Below are 22,786 nucleotides of genomic sequence, written 5' to 3' on the forward strand. Positions count from 1 at the left end.
CATGCTGCTGCGCGACATCGCCCATACCCGCACCGGGGACAAAGGCAACCGGTCCACCTTGTCGGTGATTGCTCACGACAAAAATGACTTTGCCTTGCTGGAACAGCACCTGACGGCCGAACGCGTGCAAGTCCACTTTGCTGGCACGGTGCTCGGCCCGCTCGAACGCTACGCCCTGCCCCAGCTGGGCGCCCTCCACTTTGTCATGCACAAGGCCCTGGGCGGTGGCGTGACCCGCTCGCTGGCGCTCGACGCCCACGGGAAATGCCTGAGTGCGCACCTGCTGACATTTGTGATTGAATGACTTTTTTCCACTGGAGACCCCATGAAACGTTTGCGCATCACCTCTTTGTTGTCTGCCGCCCTGGGCCTCAGCCTTGTGGCTTCTCAAGCGCTGGCTCAGGCCTACCCCAACAAACCCATCAAAGCCATCGTGCCCTTTGCCGCAGGCAGCGCGACCGACCAAATTGGCCGTGCCTTTGCACAAAAAATGTCCGAGGTTTTGGGCCAGCCCGTGGTGGTGGACAACCGCGCTGGCGTGAACGGCATGCTGGGGGCCGACGCTGTGGCCAAGTCGGCGCCTGACGGCTACACCCTCCTGATCGGCACCAACAGCACCAACGCAGCGCTCAAAAGCCTGATGAAAAAACTGCCCTACGACCAAGACACCGCCTTTGCGCCTGTGGCCTACATGGGCTCGGTGCCGCTGATCGTGGCCGTGAACAACGAGGTGCCCGCCAAAACGCTCAAAGAGTTTGTGGACCTGGCCAAATCCAAGCCCACACAAATCACCTTCGCCAGCGCCAGCACTTCGCAACTGGTGTCCAGCGAAGTGCTCTCCAGCATGGCCGGCATCCAGATGACCAACGTGCCCTACAAAAGCGGCCCCGCAGCCATGACCGACTTGATTGGCGGCCAGGTGAACATGTTCAGTGCCGACTTTGCTGTGATGCTGCCTCAGGTCAAGGCGGGCAAGATCCGCGGCTTGGCCGTGACCTCGACACAGCGCTCCAAGGCCATCCCTGAACTGCCCACGGTGAACGAAGCCCTGGGCCTGAAAGACTATGAATTGATCGCCTACTTTGCGGTCTTTGCGCCCGCTGGCACACCTGCAGACATCATCACCAAGCTCAACGCTGCGGTGAATGCTGCGGCCACCGACAAGACGATCTTGGAGCGCTTCTCTGCCCTGGGCTTTGAAACCGCTCCCGCATCACCCGAAGCATTGGCACAACGCTCCAAAGCCGAAACCGCCAAATGGGCCAAGGCCATTCGCGACGCAAAAATTGAACCGCAATAAGGCGCTGCTTGCCTGCTGAGCGCCCGATCAGACCGTTTCTGATTTGGCGACCAGCGGGTAGCGCCCACCCATCAGCGCCGCCACCCCAAACTCCTGCAGCAAAGCCAGCAGGCGCTCGCCGGAGGTGCGTTTTTTCTGGCCGGTGTATTTCGCCAGAATCAGCTCGTTTTTCATGGAATGTTCCCAGCCCACCAGCTCGGTCACCGTGACCTGGTAGCCCTGTGACTCCAAGTAGAGGCAGCGCAACACATTGGTCAGTTGGCTGCCCACTTCGCGGGTGTGCAAGGGGTGACGCCACAGCTCGGCCAAAGGCGTGCGCTGCAAATTCATAGCCTTGTTCTGGTTGAGTGCCCGGGCCAATTCGGCCTGGCAGCAAGGCACCAGCACCATGTATTGGGCTTTCTTTTGCAGGCCAAAGGCGATGGCGTCGTCGGTGGCAGTGTCGCAGGCGTGCAAGGCCGTCACCACGTCGATTTGCGCGGGCAGTTCACCACTTTGCGTCGATTCGGCCACGCTCACATTCAAAAAGCGCATGCGCTCAAAGCCCAGCCTCTGGGCCAGCGCCTTGGACGAGTCCACCAGTTCGCTGCGCGTTTCGATGCCGTAGATCGTGCCTTGGCCCAAGGCCTTGAAAAACAGGTCGTAAATGATGAAGCCCAAATACGACTTGCCTGCACCGTGGTCGGCCAAGGTCGGCCCGCCTTCACGGGCAGGCAGCTCCAGCAGCAGTTTTTCGATGAACTGAAACAGGTGGTACACCTGCTTGAGCTTGCGGCGCGAATCTTGGTTGAGCTTGCCTTCGCGGGTCAGGATGTGCAGCTGCTTGAGCAGCTCGACCGACTGGCCCGGGCGCACTTCGGGCGGCAAGGCTTGGCTGTCGACGGTAGGTGTTTTTTTCTTCATGGTTTTTTGATGGGCGCTGCGCCCTCGCGGCGTTCAGGCTGGGTTGATCGCGACGAGGGCGTCGCTCCTACGGCTTCAGGGGCTTGGGCCCACATCCAGCTTGTTCCAGCCCTCGGCACCCAACTTGTCCATCGTCTCGATGTTGGTTTCGTAAATCATCTCGGCTTCAGGAAAAGCCTCCACCGCCCGGTCGATGCTTTCCTCGCGCAGCAGGTGCAGCGTGGGGTAAGGCGAGCGGTTGGTGAAATTACCAATGTCGTCCGGCTCGGTATCCGCGAACTGGAACTGCGGATGGAAACTCGCCACCTGGAACACGCCTTCCATGTCCAGCTCTTGCAGCACCGCATCGGCCTCGTCCAGGAAATCGTTGAACGCCAGGAAATCCTGCAGCATCTGCGGCACGATCAAGAGCACGGTTTCGCGTTCTTCGGCGGGCGTGGCAGCCAGCGCCTGCAGCTGCTCTATCAGCTCATCGCGCAAGCCTTCCAGGCCCTTGGCTTCGCTCAGCACGTAATGGATCTGGCCCTTGACGTGCGGGGCTTTGGCAAAAGGGCAGAGGTTCAGGCCAATCACGGCGCGCTCAAGCCAGCGCACGGTGTCGGCAATTTCAAGGGTGTTCATGTCGGTCATGGGCGAGATTGTGCCTGTGGCAGCAAGCGCCCAGCCGCCCACGCCAACAGCGCCCCCACCGCGCAACACCCGAGCGTGACCACAGGCGTGAGCTGCCAGCCCCCTGCCCGCGCAGCCACGCTGGCCACCAGCGGTGGCCCGACAAATTGGCCCAGCGCCGAGAGTTGCTGCATCCAACCCACCGTGGTGGCCACCTGCTGCTCCCCCGGGGCCAAGCGCACGGCCAGGCTGAACAGGGTGCCCGGCACCAAACCACCCAAGCCCGAGAACACCAGCACACCCGCATAACGCAGCCAAGGCTGCGTTTCGGTGAAAGGCGCAAAAGCCACGGTGCTGCCCAGCGCCATGGCGCCAAAACCCAGCCACAGTGTGCTGCGGGGTGCCCAGCCGCGCTGCAGCAAGCGGCCAGAGCCCATATTGCCCAAGATGTTGACGGCCGCCGCCAAAGCGGTGAGCACGCCCAGCAACGCACCGCTCACGCCAGCGGCTGCGTAAATCGACGGCAAGAAGCCCACCACAGCCAGCCACTGGCCCGAATACATGCAAAAGGTGAGCGCCACCAGCCAAGGGCCGGGGGCGCCGAGGGTGCGGCGCAGGCGCAGCCAAGCACCTGTCTCAGCGGCTGCGGCTGGGGCCATCGGGTCGATGGGGACACTGCGCCAAACCCAAGCGGCCATGGCCAAGGACACGCCCGCAAACAAAGCCCACCAAGCCCCCCAACCCCAAGCCGGTATGAACAGCGGCCCGGCCAGCAAAGCCAGGGCCGTGCCCGTGGGCATGTAGGCCCCCCACACACCGAGCATGCCGGGCAGTTGAGCGGGTGGAACCAAGCGGCGGATCAAGGCCGGTGCAGGCAAGGCCACCAACAAGAAGCCCAGGCCTTCGATGGCGCGCAGCGCCAGCAATGCGGTCGCCGAGGTGGCGAATGCGCCCAAGCCACTGGCCATCGCCAGCAAACACAGGCCACGCACCATGCTGCGCTTCAGCCCCATGCCATCGGCCCACAAACCCATGAAGACCGCCAGGCTCATGCCAGCGAGTTGCACCATGGACAAGAGGAAACCGGACTGCACCAGCGTCAGGCCCAGCTCGGCCTGCAGCGCGGGCAAGGCGGGCGGCAGCTTGCCGACTTGCAAAGCGGCCACGCCGCCAGCGGCAACGACCAGCCAGGCGGCGCGATTTTGGCGCAGAGTGCTCATGCGGCCAAGCCTCCGATCACCCGTTCGCGAGCAGGGGCTCGCGCCCACCAAGGGCCCACCGTACCCGTTCGCTCACAGCAGTTTGCGCCCCGTCAGGCGTTCGTGTTCGCGCAGGGCGAAGCGGTCGGTCATGCCTGCGATGTAGTCGGCCACCGAGCGGTGCAGGTCGGCACTGGCTGCGAAATCGGCGCTCATCTCGGAGGGCTGGGCCACATACGCGGCGAACAACTCGCGCACCACCTGCTGCGCCTGACCCGTGGTGTGCATGACCTGCGGGTGGCGGTAGAGCTGGCCGAACAAAAACTGTTTGAGTTCGGTGCTGCGCGCCTTCATCTCGGTGCTGAAAGCCACCAAAGGCCCCGCTTGGCGGGCCTCTGCCAGCGTCGTCACACCCGAACGGGCAACGCACTGGCGCGTGGTGTCGATCACGTCGTACACCTGGTCGCTCAGCATACGGCGGATGGTTTCGTACAAGACGCGGCGCGGCTTTTCAGACAAGCGCGGGTGCTCGGCCAGCGTCTGGCGGTGGTAGTGCGCGAAGAGTTCCACCTGCAGCAATTGCTCGATGCTGATCAGGCCGGAGCGCACGCCGTCGTCGATGTCGTGCGCGTTGTAGGCAATCGCATCGGCCAGGTTGCACAGCTGCGCTTCCAGGCTGGGCTGGGTGCGGTCCATGAAACGCCGTCCCACCCCCCCGGGTTCGGCCAACTCCAGCTGTTCGGCGTTGCTGCGCGAGCAGTGCTTGAGCACGCCCTCGCGGGTTTCAAAGCTCAGGTTCAGACCGTCAAACGCGGGGTAGCGCTCTTCGAGTTGGTCCACCACCCGCAAACTTTGCAGGTTGTGCTCGAAGCCGCCGTGTTCGCTCATGCAGTCGTTCAGCGCGTCCTGCCCAGCGTGACCGAACGGGGTGTGGCCCAAGTCGTGAGCCAGCGACACGGCTTCGACCAAATCCTCATGGAGCCCCAGCGCCCGGGCGATGGAGCGGCCCAGCTGGGCCACTTCGATGGAGTGCGTGAGCCGCGTGCGAAACAAGTCGCCTTCGTGGTTCAAAAACACCTGTGTTTTGTAAACCAGCCGCCGAAACGCGGTGGAGTGCACGATGCGGTCGCGGTCGCGCTGAAAAGCGTTGCGTGTCGGCGCAGCCGGTTCGGCAAACCGTCGGCCCCGGCTGTGCGCCGGGTCGCAGGCCAGCGGCGACAAGCGGCTCGGCGCCTGGCTTGAAAGCACCGACACATCCAGTGATTCGGCGAACATGGGCATCAAGCGCAGCAGGCGTTGATCACCTCGCGCACCATGGCGTCGGGCGCACCGCACACGGTGGCTTGGCCGGGGCCATTGATCACCACAAATTGGATGTCGCCGCCAATGGCTTTTTTATCGAGGCGCATGTGCTCGATGTAATGGCCTGCGTTGTCGGCCGCGTCAATGACCGGGCCGCGCACGGGCAGCCCCGCACGCGCGATCAAGGCGCGCAAACGCGCCACAAAAGCGGCGTCGACTTGGCCCAGTCGCTGCGACAGCTCTGCCGCCATGACCATGCCGCAGCCCACGGCCTCGCCGTGCAGCCAAACGCCAAAGCCCAGACCGGCCTCGATGGCGTGGCCGAAGGTGTGGCCAAAATTCAGGATGGCCCGCAGACCCGCTTCGCGCTCGTCCTGCCCCACCACCCAGGCCTTGATTTGGCAGCTGCGCTGGACAGCGTGCGCCAGCGCGGCCGGGTCTTGGGCAACGAGCGCATCGATGTTCACCTCGATCCAGTCCAGAAAAGCCATGTCGGCGATCGGGCCGTATTTGATGACCTCGGCCAGGCCTGCGCTCAACTCGCGCGGGGGCAAGGTGGCCAAGGTGTTCAGGTCACAGACCACGCGCACCGGCTGGTAGAACGCGCCAATCATGTTTTTGCCCAGCGGGTGGTTGATGGCGGTTTTGCCGCCGACCGACGAATCCACCTGCGACAACAAGGTCGTCGGCACCTGCACAAAAGGCACACCGCGCATGTAGCTGGCCGCCGCAAAACCGGTCATGTCGCCCACCACACCGCCGCCCAAAGCAAACAGCACCGTTTTGCGGTCGCAGCCTTGGCCCAGCAGCGCGTCAAAAATCAGGTTCAGGGTCTGCCAGTCCTTGTGCGCCTCGCCATCGGGCAGCACCACGGTGTGCACTTGTTTGTAATGCGGGGCGATGGCGCTGCGCAAAGCGGCTTCGTACAGCGGGGCAATCGTGTCGTTGGTGACGATCATGGCCGTCTGCGCCTTGGGCAGGCCGGCCCAGCTTTCAGGGCGGCTCAGCAGGCCTTGGCCAATGTGGATGTCGTAACTGCGGTCGTCCAGCGATATGGCAACCGTTTGGATAGGGGATGTGGACTCGGACATAGCCCTCAAGTGTAGGCGCTCAGGGCTGCAGTTTGGGTGGTGACGGTGCCTGCGCATGGGCCGGCAGATGCCCGGCCAGTTCCAGCTGCATGGTGATCATGTTGACCAAAGTGGCCACAGAGGGACGCCCGGTTTCGATCACAAAGTGGGCGGCTTGGCGGTACAGCGGGTCTCGCGCCTCAAACAAGGTCCGCAAGCGGTTCAAGGGGTCGTCCACCTGCAGCAAGGGGCGGGCTTTGTCGTGGCGCACACGGCGAAACACATCTTCGGGCGTGGACCGCAGGTAAACCACTTGGCCCCGCTCGTGCAAACGGCGGCGGTTGGCTTCGCGCAGCACTGCACCGCCCCCTGTGGCGATCACCCCGTGGTGCGATTGGGTCAGTTCGTGGAGCACTTGCTCTTCCACATCCCGAAAGCTGTCTTCGCCTTCGCGGGCAAAAAACTCCCGTATCGAGCAGCCCAATTGGTGCTCGATCACATGGTCAGAGTCCACAAACGGCACATCCAACCGGCGTGCCAATTGCCTGCCGATGGTGGTTTTGCCCGAACCTGGAAGGCCCACGAAGATGATGCTCAAGGAAATCTCACACTGAAAAAGCCGCTCGGGACGCCATGTCAACGGCCCTCACTTTGAATGCAAAGAGTGTATTCGACCTGCTGCCGACACTTTCCAATGGCCATGCGCAGGGCCTAGGGGGAAATGTTCTCGGATGAGACGTTCGCAGGGCCATCCGCGACCACCCGGGGCGTCAAAAAAATCAGCAGCTCGCTTTTGCGCTGGGTTTGGTCGCGCTTTTTAAACAACCAGCCCAAACCCGGCACGTCGCCCAAACCGGGCACTTTGGCATCGTCACTGCGACGGGTCTCCTCGTAAATGCCGCCCAGCACCACCGTCCCCCCGTCTTCGACGCGCACTTGGGTTTTCACATGCTTGGTGTTGATGGCATAACCGGCTGCCGTGATCTGACCCACGCTGTCGCGGTTCACATCCACCTCCAACACCACAGAACCATCGGGCGTGATCTGGGGCGTCACCTCCAGCTTGAGGTTGGCCTTTCTGAAGGAAATGGCGGTCACCCCGTTGCCCGCGGCGGTTAAATAAGGCAACTCGGTGCCCTGCTCGATCAAGGCTTTGGTCTGGTCGGCCGTCACCACCCGAGGCCGCGACACCACCTTGCCCAGCCCGGCGGCTTCCAGGGCCGAGATTTCGACATTGATGAACCGGTCGGCAGCGGCATTGAAGAGCGACACCGCAAAGGTCGCTGGGGTGCTGACCGTTTGCCCCGCCAGCCCTGCAGGCAGGTTCACTTGTTGGCCCGCCACCGTCCCGGCGGCTGCGGGCGGGAGACTGGCGCCCACCGCCAAGGTATTGGACCGCCCCTGCACCTGCAGGGGAACCGCCAGGGCAGAGCCCAAGCGCACCCCGAGCGACTGGCCAAACTGGTCATCCGCCTCCACGATTCTTGCCTCGATCAAGATTTGCCGGACAGGCACATCCAGCAGCACCAGCATTTTTTGCAGGTCTTGCAAACGGCCAGGCAGGTCCAGAATGAAAAGTTGGTTGGTGCGGGGTTCGGCCAAAACACTGCCGCGGGCACTCAACCAACGCCCAGCGCTGCTGCCCGCGGCACCCCCTTGCAAGCGCTGAGCCACTTCAGTGGCGCGGGCGTACTGCAAGCGCAGCGACATCATGTGAAGAGGGCTGACCGCGTCCAAAGCCGCCTGGGCATCCAGTTGTTTTTTTTCGCGCAAGGCCCACTCACCTTGCGGCGAAATCCACACCACGCGACCTTCTTGGCGCGCCAGCAGGCCCTTGGATTGCAGCACGATGTCCAGCGCTTGTGGCCAGGGCACATCGCTCAAACGCACACTGACCGGGCCCGTCACACTGTCGGTGGGCACCAGATGCAAGCCTGAAAAATCGGCAAACACCTGCAACAAGGCTTTGATGTCGATGTGTTGGAAATTCAAGCTGATGGGCTTGGCATGGAGCACCGAAGTGGAGGGCCATGAGGGGTTGACCACCGTCCAAACGGGGGGCGAAGGCGGGGCATGGGTTTGCCCCAAAACCGCACTGGATGGGTCAAGACCCGCCAGCCACAAGCCAATGGATGCGCCCAAATGGGTCATTTTTTTCATGGGGGTGAACTCCCAGTGTTAAGGCCCGGATGGATGCTGGGCTTGGATGGGCCTGGCAAGACACCTGGTATGACGCCTGCCATGACACCTGCCGACAGCCCCCCCGAGCCACCCACTTGAGCCGTGTCAGCCCAAGGCAGTTCCAGCGCGGGCCCCTTGCCCAAACGCACGTGCACCCCCAGGTCGGTGATGGCGGCCACCCGATGCCCCTCCAAAGAGATGCGTTGGCCCTGCGTCACCTTGACCGCGTGCGCGCCGGCTGAGACAAACGCTTGCCGTTCATCGCCGTGTCGCCACAAGCCGGCCAATCGGATGCGTGCCCAAGGCCATTGCCTGGGGTCATCCGGCAAGGCCGACACACCCGCCTCGCCAGCAGAGCGCCCTGCGGCGCCTGTGGGCGGCACCTGTGCGACCGCCTGCGTCGTCTGCAGATCCGCTGCCGATGAACCGCTGGGTGCAAACAAGGCGGTGCGCGAATGAGCGGATGGCCGCGCGCCCTGTTGCACAGCCGCCACCCAATCGGCCAACGCCAACGCATCGGACGGCGGCCCTTCGGCAGAACGCATCCAAACGCGCATCACGGCATCCATTTGCACTTCGCCGGGTTGGGGCGTGGCCACCACGCTGATGCGCTCAAGGGCACACACCGGCCCACTTTCGGCGCAAGCCGCCCAGACCCGCACCCAATCGTCAAAGCGCCCCACCACCCGCCATGCGGCCGCGTGGCTGACCCCTGCATCGCCTCGCCCAACCGGGCCGTTGGAAGGCATGGGCTGCAAGAACACAAGCCGCAAATCATGGGTCGCCAAAATTTGCTGCCACGCCGCCCACAGGTTGTCTGGCCGGGTCGACACAGGCAACTGACTGAAAAGGCGCTGCGCTTGGGGCCCCGAATCGACGTCGGTGGCCGCCACTTTTTCCGGTGTGGCGCCAGCAGCACTGGGGCGCAGGTCTGCCAATTGCTGAGCCAGCCGAGCATGCGCTTGAAGCGCTGAGGCGTAAGACTCGCCCACCTCAGGCTGAGCCAGCCACATCCCCCCCAGGCCCAGGGCCCATCCCGCGAAGGCATAGCCCCAACGGCGCAAGCCACGCTGCGCCAGTCTTTGCAGGTGAGGCCAAGCCCATGCGCCTGATGGCCATGCGATGGGGCTCATGGCTGCACCTTGAGCGCGGGTTCAGCCTGTGTCAGCCGGGCACCGAGCAAGGCCGGCCAAGTGGTTTGCCAGACGAACTCCACTTGGGATGCCGGCCCCATGGCCATGTCTTTGAGGCTCAGGTCTTGCCCCCATTGCTCAGACAGGCTTTGGCGCGCAGCGGCCATGGCTTCGAAGCGGCTGAACTCGCCATGCCAAGCCACATGGTCGGCATCCGCATTCAAGCGCGACAGCCTCAGACCTTCCTGGGCCATGTCCTGCATCCGCTCATGCACGGCCATCCAGGCCTGTTGGTGCGTGGCGATGCGCTGCAAATGCAGGTCTTGCTCCACCTGCAGACGCTGGCGCAACTGCTGCTGAGCCGCGTCCTTGGCCTGTTGCGTGCGTGCAAGCCACTCCGATTGGAGCTGACTGTGTGCCCCTTGGAGCCGCAGCGTCTCAGCCGTTTGCCACTGCTGCCCGCACCAGGCCAGCGAACAGCCCACCACCACACCCGCCCCACTGGTCCACCAGCGGTGGAACACCCTGCGCTGATGAGCCAGGCCAGGATGGCTCAATAAATTGAACGGGCGCATCAATGCCACGCCTTCAGCGCCAAGCCAGCGGCCACCAAGCGAGCGCCACCCGGCGTGCGCATGATCTGATCAAGGGCTTGCGCGATGGTGTCGTCGGATTCCTCTGAAGGCGCCGCCGACGCGTCGGGCGGCCGGGGCATCACCCGGTCCAATTCGAATTGCCAGTCTTGCGGCGCTTGGGTCAACAAGCTGAGCGACCCACCCTTCAAAGCGCGAACGCCCCGCTGTGCCGCCTGTTGTTCCATTTCGACGGCCGCCAAACGCCAACCCGCGGCCCGGATACAGTTTTTGTACACCGCCATTTGCGCTTGTGCACAGCCCACCCAATGCACACGCCGCACCAAACCATCACTGTAGGGGGCCGGCTCAAAATCAAAATGGACCTCGTCAGGCGCCAATTGCAAGGCTTGTGCGACGTCCAGCTGCACCTCGTACAGCCAGTCTTTTTCTGGCCATTCGAGCGGAAAGTCGATGAAACCCTCATGGACAAAATCTCTGGGCAAAGCCATGTTCAGTCGCCGGTGGGCACCCCCCCGAGCACGGGCGTGTTGGCGCAAATGCGCACTCAAACCACTCAGGTCGGTCGTGTCGGCTTCGCTCAAGGGACGCCATGTGGCCCATGTCTGCACTTTGACCAAGGCACTGCTTTGCCGAACCAATCCGGCCAACAGCCAGGCACCGTCCATCGGCGCCATGCCCCATGCGTGACGAACGGCCCCTCGGGCCCACCTTTGCCACCAATGCGCCAATCCGTGCATGTTGAGCCTCCCTGAAAGTGCCCAGATCCGACTGAACAGGGCAGTTTTGTAACATGAATCCGCTTGAATGATCATTTTTAAAAACAAAATCATTCATTTTTAAATTGGGTTTGACCCATACTTCCAGTCGATTTTTTTATAATGGACAAGCGCTGTGCAACTCGCACGCTGCCTCAAAGCCCACCTATGCCTGCCCACCACAACGCCTCTCCAGAAAAACAAAGCCCCTCGGCGACCATCGGTACAGGGGGCCCCCTGTCTTGGGCCCTCAAGTTGGGGGCGTGGGGCGTGGGCCTGGCCGTTGCGGGATTGGCTGCGATCTTGTTGGTGGTGGGTGTGGCCATGGTCATGGCGTACCCGAACTTGCCGGACATCTCGGACCTGGCCGACTACAAACCCAAACTGCCGCTGCGCGTGTTCACGGCAGATGGCCAACTGATGGGTGAGTTTGGAGAAGAACGCCGCAACCTCACGCCCATCAAAGACATTCCGAAAGTGATGAAAGACGCGGTGCTGTCCATCGAAGACAACCGCTTCTACCAACACGGCGGCGTCGACTATTTGGGCATTTTGCGTGCGGGCATTGCCAATATCGGCCGCATGAAAAGCCAAGGCGCGTCGACCATCACCATGCAGGTGGCCCGCAATGTGTACCTGTCATCAGAGAAAACCTACACCCGCAAAATTTATGAAATTTTGCTGACCTACAAGCTCGAGCACCTGTTGACCAAGGATCAGATCCTTGAGATTTACATGAACCAGATCTTCTTGGGCAACCGGGCTTATGGTTTTGCCTCGGCCGCAGAAACTTACTTTGGCAAACCCCTCAAAGACATCACCGTCGCCGAAGCGGCCATGTTGGCTGGACTGCCCAAAGCACCCTCGGCCTACAACCCGATCAGCAACCCCAAACGCGCCCGTTCACGCCAGCTCTACATCATTGAGCGGATGGAAGAAAACCAGTACATCACGGCGGCCCAGGCCAGGGCAGCCAAGAGCGAGCCGCTCAAACTGCGCTCGGCGGCCGACAAAAAAATCCTGCACGCGGAATACGTGGCAGAAACCGTGCGCCAAATGGTCTTTGCCCAGTACGGCCAAGAGACGTACACCCGTGGCCTGAACGTGTACACCACGGTCCAGTCGACCGAGCAGATGGCGGCATACAAAGCCTTGCGCCAAGGCATCATGGATTTTGAGCGCCGCCAGATTTACCGCGGCCCAGAGAAATTCATCGATCTGCCGAGCGACCCTCAAAAGATGGACGACGCCATCGATGACGCCCTGGAAGAGCACCCTGACAATGGCGACGTGTTGTCGGCCGTGGTGCTCGAAGCCTCGCCCCGCAAAGTGGTGGTGATTCGTCAAAACGGCGAACAAATCACCCTCTCTGGTGACGGCCTCAAGCCCGCGCAATCGGGACTGTCCGACAAGACCCCCCCGGCCAAACAGATCCGCAAAGGCGCTTTGATCCGCGTCACGCAAACGCCCAAAGGCGCTTGGGAGATCACCCAACTGCCCGAAGTGGAAGGTGCCTTGGTCGCCATCACCCCCCAAACGGGCGCCATCCGCGCCTTGGTCGGAGGCTTTGACTTTGCCAAAAACAAATTCAACCATGTGACGCAGGCTTGGCGCCAGCCCGGCTCGAGCTTCAAACCCTTCATCTATTCGGCCGCCCTCGAAAAAGGCTTCACGCCAGCCACCATGGTGAACGACGCCCCCTTGTTTTTTGACAGCGGCGTCACAGGCGGACAGCCCTGGGAACCCAAAAACTACGATGGCAAGTTTGACGGGCTCATGAGTTTGCGCACAGGCTTGGCCAAATCGAAAAACATGGTCTCCATTCGCGTCTTGCAGGCCGTCGGGCCTCGGCCAGCGCAGGAGTGGGTGACCCGTTTTGGCTTTGATGAAGACAAACACCCCGCCTTTTTGACCATGGCGCTGGGTGCGGGTTCGGTCACCCCCATGCAAATGGCGACGGGTTACTCGGTGTTTGCAAACGGCGGGCACTTGGTTCAACCCCACCTCATCACCCGCATCACCGACTTCAAGGACCGCGTCTTGGTCGACAGCCCTGCTGTGGCGCAGTTGGGCGAGACACCCGTCATCCCTGCACGGAACGCTTTTGTCATGACCAGTTTGCTGCAAGAGGTCACGCGATCGGGCACCGCCGCCCGCGCCCAAGGCACCCTCAAGCGGCCTGACATTTACGGCAAAACCGGCACAACCAACGATGCGATGGACGCCTGGTTTGCGGGCTACCAAACCAACTTGGCCGCCGTGGTCTGGATTGGCTACGACACCCCACGCAAATTGGGCGATCGGGAAACAGGCGGTGGCTTGAGTTTGCCGGTGTGGATCAGTTTCATGGAAACCGCTTTGCGCAGTGTGCCCATTTCCGAGCCCCCCGTGCCCGAAGGCCTTGTCCATGTGAGCGGCGATTGGATGTACGAGGAGTACGCCAAAGGGGGTGGCATCAGCAGCCTGGGCGCTGGCAACGACAGCTCAGGCAAATCGAGCAACGCTGCCATGCCTCCCGCCGAAGAGCGCAGCCGGATTTTGGACCTGTTCAGGAACTGAGTGGCCGCACAAAAGCCATCGGCCTTGAACCGTCCAAGAATCCGTCAGGGTCTCACAGCTTGAAAGACAAGGCTTGGCCCGCCTGCTCAGAGGCATAACGCGACAGGCTTTCCCAAAATTCGCCCTGCCCTTTGGTGTCCATCCAGTGCGCACCGTCAAATTTGTAATGGAAGCCGCCACACCGCGCCGCCAACCACACCTCGTGCAGGGGCTTTTGCAGGTTGATGACGATCTGACTGCGGTTGGGAAAAGTGAGCGTCACCATGCCGCCCACGCGCTGGTTGTCGATATCGGCGTCGGTGTCGTCGTTGAGGCGATCGCTGCTGATCTCCACGCCCGCGAGCAGGCGTTCAGCTTGGTCCAGAAATTCAAGGTCGGTCATTACAATCGCTGCATGTTGAAGGTATTGAAGATTTTAGTCACGGCGCATGCCCTTGTCGGTGGTGCGGCGATGCTGAGCGCTTGCGGTCAAAAAGGGGCTTTGTTTTTGCCAAGCACCCCCGAGTCCCTTGGGCGCGCCACCTTGCCACAAACACTCAAAATGTGGCCGGCGCCCACCGAGTCTGTCCCCCCTGCACAGCCCGCCCCTGGCGCCTCGCCTGGGCCATCTGCGTCATCACCCACCCTTTCGTCTCCGACCCCCCGCCCCTCGAACCTGCCTGCGGCTCCCAAGACCACCCCACCATGAACGCACCCGTCACTGCCCAAGGCCTGCCCGGCCAGCCCCATATCGCATACACCGAGCACCAACTCATGGTGGAAGGCCTTCGTTTGTCGGACCTGGCCCGCGAACATGGCACGCCCCTGTTTGTGTATTCCAAAGCGGCCATGCTGTCGGCCCTGGCCGCTTACCAGCGCGGCTTTGCCGGACGCCAAGCGCAAATTTGCTACGCCATGAAAGCCAACTCGACCCTCGCCGTGCTGCAGGTTTTTGCCGATGCGGGTTGTGGTTTTGACACCGTCTCGGGTGGCGAGCTGGCCCGGGTGCTGGCCGCTGGCGCGGATCCGGCCAAGGTGATTTTTTCGGGCGTGGGCAAAACCCGTGCAGAGATGAAGCAAGCCCTGCAAGTGGGCATTGGCTGCTTCAACGTGGAGAGCGAAGCCGAACTGGACGTCCTGAGCGAGGTCGCTGTCGGCTTGGGCCTGCAAGCCCCGGTCAGTTTGCGCGTGAACCCCAACGTGGACGCCAAGACACACCCCTACATCTCGACCGGCCTGAAAGGCAACAAATTCGGCATCGCCCATGAAGACAGCCTGCGCGCTTACCGCCACGCGGCCAGCCTGCCGGGCCTCAAAGTGGTGGGCATCGACTGCCATATCGGCTCGCAAATCACCGAAACCACCCCCTACCTGGACGCCATGGACCGCGTGCTGGACCTGGTGGGCGAGATCGAAGCGGCAGGCATCCCGATTCACCACATCGACTTTGGCGGTGGCTTGGGCATCAATTACAACGGTGACACCCCACCCGAAGCCGACGCGCTGTGGGCACTGTTGCTGGCCAAACTCGATGCACGTGGCTACGGCCAGCGGAAGATCATGATCGAACCTGGCCGCTCTTTGGTGGGCAACGCAGGCGTTTGCCTGACCGAAGTGCTGTACCTCAAGCCCGGCGAACAAAAGAACTTTTGTATCGTCGACGCCGCCATGAACGACCTGCCCCGCCCGGCCATGTACCAGGCCTTCCACCACATCGTGCCCGTGGCGCCTGTTGCCGGTGAGGGTGTGCTGTACGACGTGGTGGGCCCCGTGTGCGAGAGCGGCGATTGGATCGGCCGCGACCGGCAACTGCAGGTGCAAGCGGGTGATGTGCTGGCCGTGTTGTCAGCCGGTGCTTACTGCATGAGCATGGCCAGCAACTACAACACGCGAGGGCGCGCCGCCGAGATTTTGGTCGACGGCCAACAAGCCCATCTGATTCGCCAGCGTGAATCCGTGTTCGACACCTTTGCGCTGGAGCAATTGGTCTGACACGCCGCGCCGCCTGCCATCGGCTGCATCGCCACTGAAGGGGGGCTCTCAGCTTCGCCGCAATGCGCGCAAAGCACGCCAGCCCAGCAAACCCGCCAAGATGCCCGCGTACACCAGCACCTCGGCAAAATCTTGCTTGCCCGCGCGCATCCACCAAAAGTGCAGCACGGCGAGCACAGCCACCAGATAAACAGCCCGGTGCAGGCGCTGCCAGCGCTTGCCCCCCAGCCAACGCACAGCGCGGTTGAATGAAGTGGCCGCCAGCGCCAGCAACATCACAAAAGCACTGAAACCCAACCAGATGAAGGGGCGCTTGATGAGGTCTTGCAGCGTGTCGGCCAGGTCAAAGCCCATGTCAAACCAGGCGTAGCACAGGAGGTGCAGGCTGGCATAGCCAAACACCAGCAAGCCCAGCATGCGCCGAAACCGCAGCAACTCGGGCCAGCCCAGCCAAGTCCGCAAAGGGGTCACCAGCAACACCAGGCACAGGCTGCGCAGCGTCCAATCGCCTGTCGCCCGGATCAAGGCTTCTGCCGGGTTGGGCCCGAGCTGGTCCTGCAGGGTTTGCACCACCAACCAGACCCCAGGCCCGCAGCCGAGCGCCAACAGGGCCCACCAAGCGGCGGGATGACACAGCAGCCCCCTCATGCCCCTGAAACCTTGGCCTGAAACAGCATCAGAAGAATTTTTTCAGGTCCATGCCCGCGTACAGCTGGCCCACCTGCGCCTCGTAGCCGTTGAACATCAGCGTCTTGCGTTTCTTGGCCAGCAAGCCATCTTCCCCAATGCGCCGCTCGGTGGCCTGACTCCAGCGCGGGTGGTCCACCGTCGGATTCACGTTGGAGTAAAAGCCATACTCCTGCGGCGCGGCTTTTTCCCACGACGACACAGGCTGCTTGTCGGTGAAACGGATCTTGACCAGGCTTTTACCGCTCTTGAAGCCGTATTTCCAAGGCACCACCAAACGCAGGGGTGCACCGTTTTGCTTGGGCATGACCTCGCCATACATGCCAAAGGCCAGCAGGGTCAGCGGGTGCATGGCTTCGTCCAGGCGCAAGGCCTCGACATACGGCCAGTCCAAAGCCCCGCCGCGCACGCCCGGCATGGTCTTGGGGTCTGCTTGCGTGACGAATTCCACAAATTTGGCCCCAGGCAGGGGTTCCACGCGGCGGATCAGATCGGCCATGGCATAACCCACCCAAGGAATCACCATCGACCACCCTTCCACGCAGCGCAGGCGGTAGATGCGCTCTTCCATGGCGCCCCACTTCATCAGGTCTTCCAGGTTCACACGGGCAGGTTTCTTCACCAAACCTTCGATCTCCACGCTCCAAGGGTCGGTCTTGAGGGTGTGGGCCCGCTTGGCCGGGTCGCCTTTGTCGGTGCCAAACTCGTAGAAATTGTTGTAGGTGGTGGCGTCTTTGTAGGGCGTGGGCTTGTCCAAGACCATGGCCCCAGCCAGTTTGGAGGGCACCGCGTCGAGGGCCGGCAATTGCCCAGGCCGGGCCATTTGAGCCTGCGCATCGCGCATGCCCCAAGCGGCCATGGCCAAACCCGCCGAGCCTGAGGCCATCAGGCGAATGATCTCGCGCCGCGTCTGGTACACCGATTCAGGGGTGATCTCGCTGCCGATGGGGTGCTGGAAACCGGACTTGTCTGTGTGAATGATCATGCTGGACCTTGGCTGATGACGGAGAATGCAAAAGGTATTTTGAACTGTTTCAGCCACCCTCGCCCAATCGGCCTGCCTCCCCCTCGGAATAACCCCTCTGTGTGTGACCGCCGTTCAACACCCAAGAGATGCTGCGGGTGATTGGCCAAGCGAAGGGGCAAACGGGCGCCCCACTGTCGCCTGCCGCATCCCAGCCCCAAGGAACGGCGCATTCGGCGATCTGTGGGCGCAGGCGCAGCCTGCCCCCCCGCCGCGCTCAAAGCGTGCCGTAGCTGTGCAGGCCGCTCAAGAACATGTTCACGCCCAAGAAGGCGAAGGTGGTCACCGCCAAGCCCATCAGGGCCCACCAAGCGGCCACGGTGCCGCGCAAACCCTTCATGAGGCGCATGTGCAGCCAAGCGGCGTAATTGAGCCAGACGATCAAAGCCCAGGTTTCTTTCGGGTCCCAGCTCCAGTAGCCGCCCCAAGCTTCGGCCGCCCACAAGGCCCCCAACACGGTGGCGATGGTGAAAAAGGCAAAGCCCACGGCGATGGCTTTGTACATCACATCGTCCAAGATTTCGAACGAGGGCAAGCGCTCGGCAATGCGACGACGGCCCCACAAAATAGCGGCCACGATCAGCGCCGAGATCCCGAAATAAACCATCCAATAGCCGCTGCCCCCGTCTGTCGGCGACTTGCGGAACACCACCGGCTCAAAGCACAACACAATGCCCAACAACCACAAGGGTGCGAGCTTGTACCAACGGGTCTCGCCTGCGGTTTGCTTGATCAGGTAGGCAAACGCCACCATGGCCGCCAAGGCAAAAGTGCCGTAACCGATGAAGTTGGCCGGCACATGGATCTTCATCCACCAGCTCTTGAGGGCCGGCACCAAAGGCTGGATGGCGTGCGCCTCGCGCACCAAGGTGTACCACAGCAAAAAGCCCACCGCCGCGCTGACCACCAACATCACAAACGCACCCAAAGCACGGGTTTTGTACTGCGCTTCGTAGTACAGGTAAAACGCTGCCGTCATCCAGCAGAACATGACAAAGACTTCGTACAGGTTGCTGACCGGGATGTGTCCAATATCAGGGCCCAACTGGTGGCTTTCATACCAGCGCACCAAAGTGCCAATCAGGGCCAGGCCCACCGCCACCCAAGCCATGCGCGAGCCCAAAGACTCCATGGCGTCGCCTTGCCCGCGAACGAACATGCCCGCCCAGTAAAAAACCGTGCTGATGAAAAACAGCAAGCTCATCCACAAAATGGCCGACTGGCTGGACAGGAAATATTTGAGCAAAAACACCTGCTCCGAGCGGGCCAGATCACCTTGGTAGAGGTAAATGGCCAACAGCGACAAGCCCGTGACCACCAGCATCAAGGTGCGCAGGGGACTCCAAAACCAAGCCAGCCCCACAACGGCTGGCAGCGTGCAGACCAATATGGCTTGCTCGTACACGTCCATCGACTGCTGGTAGCGGGTGAAGGCGAACACGGTGCCCAGCAGCGCAAGCATTGCAAAGCCCCAGTCTAAAGCCGAGCGGCTCGAAAAATAGCCCGGGTTCAAGGTCACAGTCGTCATGGTGTTTTCTCGGAGCGGCCCAGCAATCGGGCGGTCAGTTGTTCAAATTCACGGTCTACGTCCATGGTCTTGCGGTTGGACGACAAAGCCACGGTGGCTTGCGCGCCCCCCCCCTGAGGAGAGAGCCAGACCCACAAGCGACGGTCCCGAACATACAGCATTGCAAAAATACCCAGGATCAAAAGGGCACAGCCCAGATAAACGATCGACTGGCCAGGCGCCCGGGCCACCTGAAACACGCTGGCTTGCACTTGCTTGAAGTCTTTCAACAGGAACGTCATGGGGGCCGAGTAAAGCGGCGCATCGGACAAGGCCAGCACCGCTTGGGACATGAAGCCCTGAACCTTGTCTTCGGGCAAAGGTTTGGCGGCGGCCTGCTCGCGGGCCACCGTGTCCAACTCGAGCAAAGTGCCGTTCAGGATGCGCACAAACATTTCACCCGCACGGGCGCGTTCGGCCTCGGGCACATTGGCTTCCAAAAAGTCGGCCAAGGCCTGCAAGCCCGCCACTTTTTTGCCTTTGACCTCCTCTTGACCCGCGAACAAGCCCAAGGCCCGCTCTGCCGAATCGGCCAGTTGCTGGGTCAGTTCGGGCCGCTTCGGGTCCACCGCCTGGCGGGCGTAGCGCTGCACCGCCCGCTCGCGCAAGGCGGGTGTTTCCAGGGCCGCACGCAAGCGGATGAAGCCGGTCAACTCGCCGTTTTCATCCGCTGGAGGGCGCAGGTAGCGGTAGGGCTCACTGGGCGTTTCGCGCATGCCCAACAAGAACACCGGCACACCGTCGCCGGCATCCACGGGCAACATGTAGTTGTTGTACTCACGGGCCTGGCCTGCCGCATCGCGCAGCTTGTAGCTCACGCTGGGGCCAACGTTGTGCAGGTTTTTGGTTTGGGTGGTTTTGTGTCCTGCCCCCATGCGCGCCTCGAGCGAGCTGCGCAAATCGACTTTGCGCACGTCCACACCCGTGGCTTGAGGCCCCTCGCCACCGGAGAGGTTTTCCACGTTGATGACACGCAGGCCGGTGAACTCCAAACTTATTTTTTCGCTGCCATTGGTGAGGTCGGTGCTGCCGCCAATGGTGCCTTCCACCTCGAACGACTTGGTGGCTGCGGACATCGGCACAGCTTGGAGTTTGACACTCGAGCCGCCGTCGTCAAAGCTGGACTGGTAAATGTTGATGCCTTTGAAACTGGCCGGATGGTTCACCTCCACACGGGCTTCTTTTTTCTCGCCTGTGGCTTTGTCGTGGATGATGATGTCGCTGGCAAACAGCTTGGGCATGCCCGTCGAGTAGTACTCGACAATGAACTTTTTGAGCTCGATCACAAAAGGCAGCTCTTGCAACAAGATGCCATTGGACTGGTTCAAGATGGCGGTGCCCGAAGCCGTGTCTTCGGCCACCAGCAAGTTGGCGCGAAAGGCCGGGTTGCGTTCTGACAAACGGTGCTTTTCAGGCACATCCACGATCAGGCCGCCGCCGTTGTAAATTTCTTTGCCGCCAAACCACATCTGGGCGCGCACCATCAAATCGCCGTCGAGCAAACCACCCACACACACCAACACAATGGCCGAGTGCGCAAAGATGTAACCGATCTTGTTCGCCGCACCCGCCTTGGCCGCCAACATCCAGCCCTTGCCTGCCGGCGTGTCGCGCTCTTGCAGTTTGACTTTCCAGCCCCCTGTGGCCAGCAGGGCGCCCAAGCGTCGGGCAGCCACCTCGGGCAACTCACCCAAGTGCCCTTCGGCCTTGTGGTGAAAGGCCTTGAGGCTTTGTTCACGGATGTTTTCCTTGTAGTTCTTCAGGTCCACCAGAATCTTGGGCGCATTGCGGGCAATGCACAAACTGGTGCTGAGCACCAAGAAAGCCAAAATCAGCAAAAACCACCAAGCGCTGTAGACGGTGTTGAGTTTGAGGGTGGTGAACAACTCGGCCCAAAACGGGCCAAACTGGTTGACGTAATTGACACCGGGTTCGTTTTGCTTGAGCACCGTGCCGATGACGGAGGCGATGCAGATGATCGTCAACAGCGAAATGGCGAAACGCATGGACGACAGCAATTCGATCACAGCCTGCCCTCGGGGCGAGCCGCGCTCGGATTCATGGCTGGAAGCAACAGTCGTCATGGGGTGCTCAAGAAAGAAGCCCAAAAGGCGGTGGGACAGGGAAATGGCCGGGAAAGCCCCGCCAGAAACGATCAAGGCCGGGAAAACCGGCCTTGGATCAAGTCATATCAGCCGATGCTGAATTGTGCCGCAGGGGCATGTGCTTTGCCTGAAAACCCCCTGAAACAAGCAGGGCAAGCCCCAGCACATCCAGGCGACCCGGTTTGGTTTCAGCGCAAACCAGCGATGTAGTCGGAGACGGCCTTGATTTCGCGGTCGTTCATTTTGGCCGCGACTTGCGTCATCTGCAGGTTGTTCTTGCGAACGCCTTCACGGAACTGCACCAACTGAGAAGCGGTGTAGTCGGCGTGTTGGCCCGACAAACGGGGGTATTGCGAAGGCATGCCTGCGCCGTTGGGCGAATGGCAGCTGGCGCAAGCGGCGATTTGGCGGTCTGGAATGCCGCCGCGGTAAATGCGCTCACCCCAAGCCACGGTGTCTTTTTCTTTCGCAAAGCCTGGCTTGGCTGGTTTGGAAGCCAACCAGTAAGCGATGTTGCGCATGTCGTCGTCGCTCAGACCGGCCACCATGCCGCTCATCACCGCGTTGGCACGTTTGCCGGACTTGAATTCCTGCAGCTGTTTGATCAGGTATTCGGGGTGTTGCTGAGACAGTTTGGGATTGACCGGTGTGGTCGAGTTGCCGTCGGCCGCGTGGCAGGCCACGCACATGGCGAAAGAAGCTTCGCCTTTGGCCAAATCAGGCTTGGCTGCAGCGGGGGCAGGACCTGCCGCCAGTGCTGTACCCACCATGAAAACAGACGTGGTGGCAGCCAAAGTGGCGGACTTCAGGAGAGAAACAATTGACTTCATGGTCGTCGTCCAATAGTTGGAAGAAGGGAGCGCAAAACCCAAGGATTCTACAATGAGGTCTGCGTCAGTTTCCTGACGACCCAAGGTATCCCTGATTTATGAGCTCCCGCCCCCCCGTTCGTGCGTCTGCCCGCCGCAAAGTCACCCAGCCCGCCACGCCGATCGCCCCCTCCAAGGCCCCTGCCGTGGCGCGCGCTCTTGCCGATCCGATCGAACGCCCCACCTCGTCTGTCAGCCCCACCGGCAAGGCGTCTGGGGTGCCCGCCGTCGTCACCCCCATGGGCTGGATGCACACCGCCCGGTTTTTGACCACCGCGGCCCAGCTGCACCATTTGCCCGACATGGACACCCCGGAGATCGCCTTTGTGGGTCGCTCGAATGCGGGCAAATCGACTTGCATCAACACCTTGACGCAACAGAAACAACTGGCATTTGCTTCTAAAAAACCGGGCCGCACCCAACACATCAACTTGTTTGCACTGGGCAAACAGGGCGTGACCGACGCCGTATTGGCCGATTTGCCCGGTTATGGCTACGCTGCCGTGGCCAAAATGGACAAGCTGCGCTGGCAGCAGGTCATGGCCAACTATTTGGTCAGCCGCGAGAACTTGACGGGCATTGTCATGATGTGCGACCCGCGTCACGGCTTGACCGAACTGGACGACATCCTGCTGGAAGTGATCCGCCCCCGGGTCGAAGAAGGCCTGAAGTTTTTGATCATCCTCACCAAGGCGGACAAGCTCACCCGCGCTGAACAGGCCAAGGCTTTGTCGATTGCGCGACTGCAAGCGGGCGGCGGCGAGGTGAAACTCTTTTCGGCCCTGAAAAAACAAGGCGTTGACGAGGTGGCCCAACTGCTGTGGGACTGGACCCACCCCGCGGCAGGCCCTTTGTTGGCCGCCCCGACGGCCCAGACGCCCCCTTCGTCCGAAGAAGAGCCTGAAGCCCTGGACGAGTGATGCAGCCACGGGGCCCCTTTGAACAGAAAGCCCCTT

22 protein-coding genes are annotated in these 22,786 nt (G+C 61.7%); 6 read left to right on the forward strand and 16 right to left on the reverse strand.

Annotated features, from left to right (window positions below; all coding sequences use genetic code 11):
* Window position 1: 1 nt before the first annotated feature.
* The gene (locus B9Z31_RS09585; protein ID WP_100119338.1) at window positions 2-304 is read left to right on the forward strand and encodes a hypothetical protein; all 303 of its coding nucleotides are present in this window, start codon (window positions 2-4) and stop codon (window positions 302-304) included.
* A gap of 21 nt (window positions 305-325) precedes the next feature.
* Window positions 326-1,300, forward strand: a complete 975-nt coding sequence (locus B9Z31_RS09590) for a tripartite tricarboxylate transporter substrate binding protein (protein WP_100119339.1) — start codon at window positions 326-328, stop codon at window positions 1,298-1,300.
* Between the two features lie 27 nt (window positions 1,301-1,327).
* Here the strand turns inward: B9Z31_RS09590 and B9Z31_RS09595 are convergent, their stop codons facing one another.
* From B9Z31_RS09595 to B9Z31_RS09640, 10 genes are all read right to left on the reverse strand, one after another.
* Window positions 1,328-2,203: an SAM-dependent methyltransferase gene (locus tag B9Z31_RS09595; RefSeq protein ID WP_100119340.1), complete on the reverse strand. Its 876-nt coding sequence runs from the start codon at window positions 2,201-2,203 to the stop codon at window positions 1,328-1,330.
* Window positions 2,204-2,278: 75 nt separating this feature from the next.
* Window positions 2,279-2,833, reverse strand: a complete 555-nt coding sequence (locus tag B9Z31_RS09600; protein WP_100119341.1) for a DUF1415 domain-containing protein — start codon at window positions 2,831-2,833, stop codon at window positions 2,279-2,281.
* A complete protein-coding gene (locus B9Z31_RS09605) occupies window positions 2,830-4,032 on the reverse strand; it encodes a CynX/NimT family MFS transporter (RefSeq protein ID WP_100119342.1) in 1,203 nt (400 codons plus the stop codon). Before B9Z31_RS09605 ends, B9Z31_RS09600 begins: the two co-directional genes overlap by 4 nt.
* Before the next feature lie 72 nt (window positions 4,033-4,104).
* Window positions 4,105-5,286 (reverse strand): deoxyguanosinetriphosphate triphosphohydrolase, encoded by a 1,182-nt coding sequence (locus tag B9Z31_RS09610; protein ID WP_369804683.1) that lies wholly within the window; start codon window positions 5,284-5,286, stop codon window positions 4,105-4,107.
* A gap of 5 nt (window positions 5,287-5,291) precedes the next feature.
* Window positions 5,292-6,404: a 3-dehydroquinate synthase gene (gene aroB / locus B9Z31_RS09615; protein ID WP_100119344.1), complete on the reverse strand. Its 1,113-nt coding sequence runs from the start codon at window positions 6,402-6,404 to the stop codon at window positions 5,292-5,294.
* Window positions 6,405-6,423: 19 nt separating this feature from the next.
* On the reverse strand, window positions 6,424-6,981 hold the full coding sequence (locus B9Z31_RS09620; RefSeq protein WP_100119345.1) for a shikimate kinase: 558 nt from the start codon (window positions 6,979-6,981) through the stop codon (window positions 6,424-6,426).
* A 113-nt stretch (window positions 6,982-7,094) separates the two neighbouring features.
* Window positions 7,095-8,543: a type IV pilus secretin PilQ gene (locus tag B9Z31_RS09625; RefSeq protein WP_100119346.1), complete on the reverse strand. Its 1,449-nt coding sequence runs from the start codon at window positions 8,541-8,543 to the stop codon at window positions 7,095-7,097.
* Entirely contained in the window at window positions 8,540-9,697 is a 1,158-nt protein-coding gene (locus B9Z31_RS09630) for a hypothetical protein (protein ID WP_100119347.1), read from the reverse strand. The genes B9Z31_RS09625 and B9Z31_RS09630 overlap by 4 nt, the downstream gene beginning before the upstream one ends.
* Window positions 9,694-10,281, reverse strand: a complete 588-nt coding sequence (locus tag B9Z31_RS09635; RefSeq protein WP_143473835.1) for a hypothetical protein — start codon at window positions 10,279-10,281, stop codon at window positions 9,694-9,696. Before B9Z31_RS09635 ends, B9Z31_RS09630 begins: the two co-directional genes overlap by 4 nt.
* Complete coding sequence (locus tag B9Z31_RS09640; RefSeq protein ID WP_143473836.1) at window positions 10,272-11,030, reverse strand: hypothetical protein; 759 nt, start codon at window positions 11,028-11,030, stop codon at window positions 10,272-10,274. Before B9Z31_RS09640 ends, B9Z31_RS09635 begins: the two co-directional genes overlap by 10 nt.
* Before the next feature lie 186 nt (window positions 11,031-11,216).
* On the opposite strand from B9Z31_RS09640, the gene B9Z31_RS09645 reads away from it, so the two are divergent.
* The gene (locus B9Z31_RS09645; protein ID WP_100119350.1) at window positions 11,217-13,607 is read left to right on the forward strand and encodes a penicillin-binding protein 1A; all 2,391 of its coding nucleotides are present in this window, start codon (window positions 11,217-11,219) and stop codon (window positions 13,605-13,607) included.
* 52 nt (window positions 13,608-13,659) lie between these two features.
* Here the strand turns inward: B9Z31_RS09645 and cyaY are convergent, their stop codons facing one another.
* The gene (gene cyaY / locus B9Z31_RS09650; protein WP_100119351.1) at window positions 13,660-13,989 is read right to left on the reverse strand and encodes an iron donor protein CyaY; all 330 of its coding nucleotides are present in this window, start codon (window positions 13,987-13,989) and stop codon (window positions 13,660-13,662) included.
* Between the two features lie 12 nt (window positions 13,990-14,001).
* On the opposite strand from cyaY, the gene B9Z31_RS15625 reads away from it, so the two are divergent.
* Window positions 14,002-14,295 (forward strand): lipoprotein, encoded by a 294-nt coding sequence (locus B9Z31_RS15625; protein WP_100119352.1) that lies wholly within the window; start codon window positions 14,002-14,004, stop codon window positions 14,293-14,295.
* Entirely contained in the window at window positions 14,292-15,578 is a 1,287-nt protein-coding gene (gene lysA / locus B9Z31_RS09660; protein WP_100119353.1) for a diaminopimelate decarboxylase, read from the forward strand. The genes B9Z31_RS15625 and lysA overlap by 4 nt, the downstream gene beginning before the upstream one ends.
* Window positions 15,579-15,626: 48 nt before the next feature.
* Here lysA and B9Z31_RS09665 read toward each other — a convergent pair whose 3' ends face one another.
* The 5 genes from B9Z31_RS09665 to B9Z31_RS09685 form a co-directional block, all read right to left on the reverse strand.
* Entirely contained in the window at window positions 15,627-16,226 is a 600-nt protein-coding gene (locus tag B9Z31_RS09665; RefSeq protein ID WP_100119354.1) for a sulfite oxidase heme-binding subunit YedZ, read from the reverse strand.
* A 28-nt stretch (window positions 16,227-16,254) separates the two neighbouring features.
* The gene (msrP, locus tag B9Z31_RS09670) at window positions 16,255-17,250 is read right to left on the reverse strand and encodes a protein-methionine-sulfoxide reductase catalytic subunit MsrP (protein ID WP_100119355.1); all 996 of its coding nucleotides are present in this window, start codon (window positions 17,248-17,250) and stop codon (window positions 16,255-16,257) included.
* A gap of 256 nt (window positions 17,251-17,506) precedes the next feature.
* On the reverse strand, window positions 17,507-18,817 hold the full coding sequence (ccsB, locus tag B9Z31_RS09675) for a c-type cytochrome biogenesis protein CcsB (protein WP_100119356.1): 1,311 nt from the start codon (window positions 18,815-18,817) through the stop codon (window positions 17,507-17,509).
* The gene (locus B9Z31_RS09680) at window positions 18,814-20,940 is read right to left on the reverse strand and encodes a cytochrome c biogenesis protein ResB (protein WP_100119357.1); all 2,127 of its coding nucleotides are present in this window, start codon (window positions 20,938-20,940) and stop codon (window positions 18,814-18,816) included. Before B9Z31_RS09680 ends, ccsB begins: the two co-directional genes overlap by 4 nt.
* A gap of 209 nt (window positions 20,941-21,149) precedes the next feature.
* Window positions 21,150-21,791 carry a cytochrome c gene (locus B9Z31_RS09685; protein WP_100119358.1) on the reverse strand — a complete coding sequence of 214 codons (642 nt, stop codon included), beginning with the start codon at window positions 21,789-21,791 and terminating at the stop codon, window positions 21,150-21,152.
* 278 nt (window positions 21,792-22,069) lie between these two features.
* On the opposite strand from B9Z31_RS09685, the gene yihA reads away from it, so the two are divergent.
* The gene (gene yihA, locus B9Z31_RS09690) at window positions 22,070-22,750 is read left to right on the forward strand and encodes a ribosome biogenesis GTP-binding protein YihA/YsxC (protein WP_100119481.1); all 681 of its coding nucleotides are present in this window, start codon (window positions 22,070-22,072) and stop codon (window positions 22,748-22,750) included.
* Window positions 22,751-22,786 lie beyond the last annotated feature (36 nt).

Origin of the sequence: Limnohabitans sp. G3-2, assembly GCF_002778275.1 — a bacterium.
GTDB lineage: Bacteria > Pseudomonadota > Gammaproteobacteria > Burkholderiales > Burkholderiaceae_C > Limnohabitans_A.

What these genes read in the sequence shown, in the direction of transcription:
- B9Z31_RS09585 (WP_100119338.1), top strand. Translation starts at nt 2, where the DNA reads ATGCTGCTGCGCGACATCGCCCATACCCGCACCGGGGACAAAGGCAAC.
- B9Z31_RS09590 (WP_100119339.1), top strand. Translation starts at nt 326, where the DNA reads ATGAAACGTTTGCGCATCACCTCTTTGTTGTCTGCCGCCCTGGGCCTC.
- B9Z31_RS09595 (WP_100119340.1), bottom strand. Translation starts at nt 2,203, where the DNA reads ATGAAGAAAAAAACACCTACCGTCGACAGCCAAGCCTTGCCGCCCGAA.
- B9Z31_RS09600 (WP_100119341.1), bottom strand. Translation starts at nt 2,833, where the DNA reads ATGACCGACATGAACACCCTTGAAATTGCCGACACCGTGCGCTGGCTT.
- B9Z31_RS09605 (WP_100119342.1), bottom strand. Translation starts at nt 4,032, where the DNA reads ATGAGCACTCTGCGCCAAAATCGCGCCGCCTGGCTGGTCGTTGCCGCT.
- B9Z31_RS09610 (WP_369804683.1), bottom strand. Translation starts at nt 5,286, where the DNA reads ATGTTCGCCGAATCACTGGATGTGTCGGTGCTTTCAAGCCAGGCGCCG.
- aroB (WP_100119344.1), bottom strand. Translation starts at nt 6,404, where the DNA reads ATGTCCGAGTCCACATCCCCTATCCAAACGGTTGCCATATCGCTGGAC.
- B9Z31_RS09625 (WP_100119346.1), bottom strand. Translation starts at nt 8,543, where the DNA reads ATGAAAAAAATGACCCATTTGGGCGCATCCATTGGCTTGTGGCTGGCG.
- B9Z31_RS09630 (WP_100119347.1), bottom strand. Translation starts at nt 9,697, where the DNA reads ATGAGCCCCATCGCATGGCCATCAGGCGCATGGGCTTGGCCTCACCTG.
- B9Z31_RS09640 (WP_143473836.1), bottom strand. Translation starts at nt 11,030, where the DNA reads ATGCACGGATTGGCGCATTGGTGGCAAAGGTGGGCCCGAGGGGCCGTT.
- B9Z31_RS09645 (WP_100119350.1), top strand. Translation starts at nt 11,217, where the DNA reads ATGCCTGCCCACCACAACGCCTCTCCAGAAAAACAAAGCCCCTCGGCG.
- cyaY (WP_100119351.1), bottom strand. Translation starts at nt 13,989, where the DNA reads ATGACCGACCTTGAATTTCTGGACCAAGCTGAACGCCTGCTCGCGGGC.
- B9Z31_RS15625 (WP_100119352.1), top strand. Translation starts at nt 14,002, where the DNA reads ATGTTGAAGGTATTGAAGATTTTAGTCACGGCGCATGCCCTTGTCGGT.
- lysA (WP_100119353.1), top strand. Translation starts at nt 14,292, where the DNA reads ATGAACGCACCCGTCACTGCCCAAGGCCTGCCCGGCCAGCCCCATATC.
- B9Z31_RS09665 (WP_100119354.1), bottom strand. Translation starts at nt 16,226, where the DNA reads ATGAGGGGGCTGCTGTGTCATCCCGCCGCTTGGTGGGCCCTGTTGGCG.
- msrP (WP_100119355.1), bottom strand. Translation starts at nt 17,250, where the DNA reads ATGATCATTCACACAGACAAGTCCGGTTTCCAGCACCCCATCGGCAGC.
- ccsB (WP_100119356.1), bottom strand. Translation starts at nt 18,817, where the DNA reads ATGACGACTGTGACCTTGAACCCGGGCTATTTTTCGAGCCGCTCGGCT.
- B9Z31_RS09680 (WP_100119357.1), bottom strand. Translation starts at nt 20,940, where the DNA reads ATGACGACTGTTGCTTCCAGCCATGAATCCGAGCGCGGCTCGCCCCGA.
- B9Z31_RS09685 (WP_100119358.1), bottom strand. Translation starts at nt 21,791, where the DNA reads ATGAAGTCAATTGTTTCTCTCCTGAAGTCCGCCACTTTGGCTGCCACC.
- yihA (WP_100119481.1), top strand. Translation starts at nt 22,070, where the DNA reads ATGGGCTGGATGCACACCGCCCGGTTTTTGACCACCGCGGCCCAGCTG.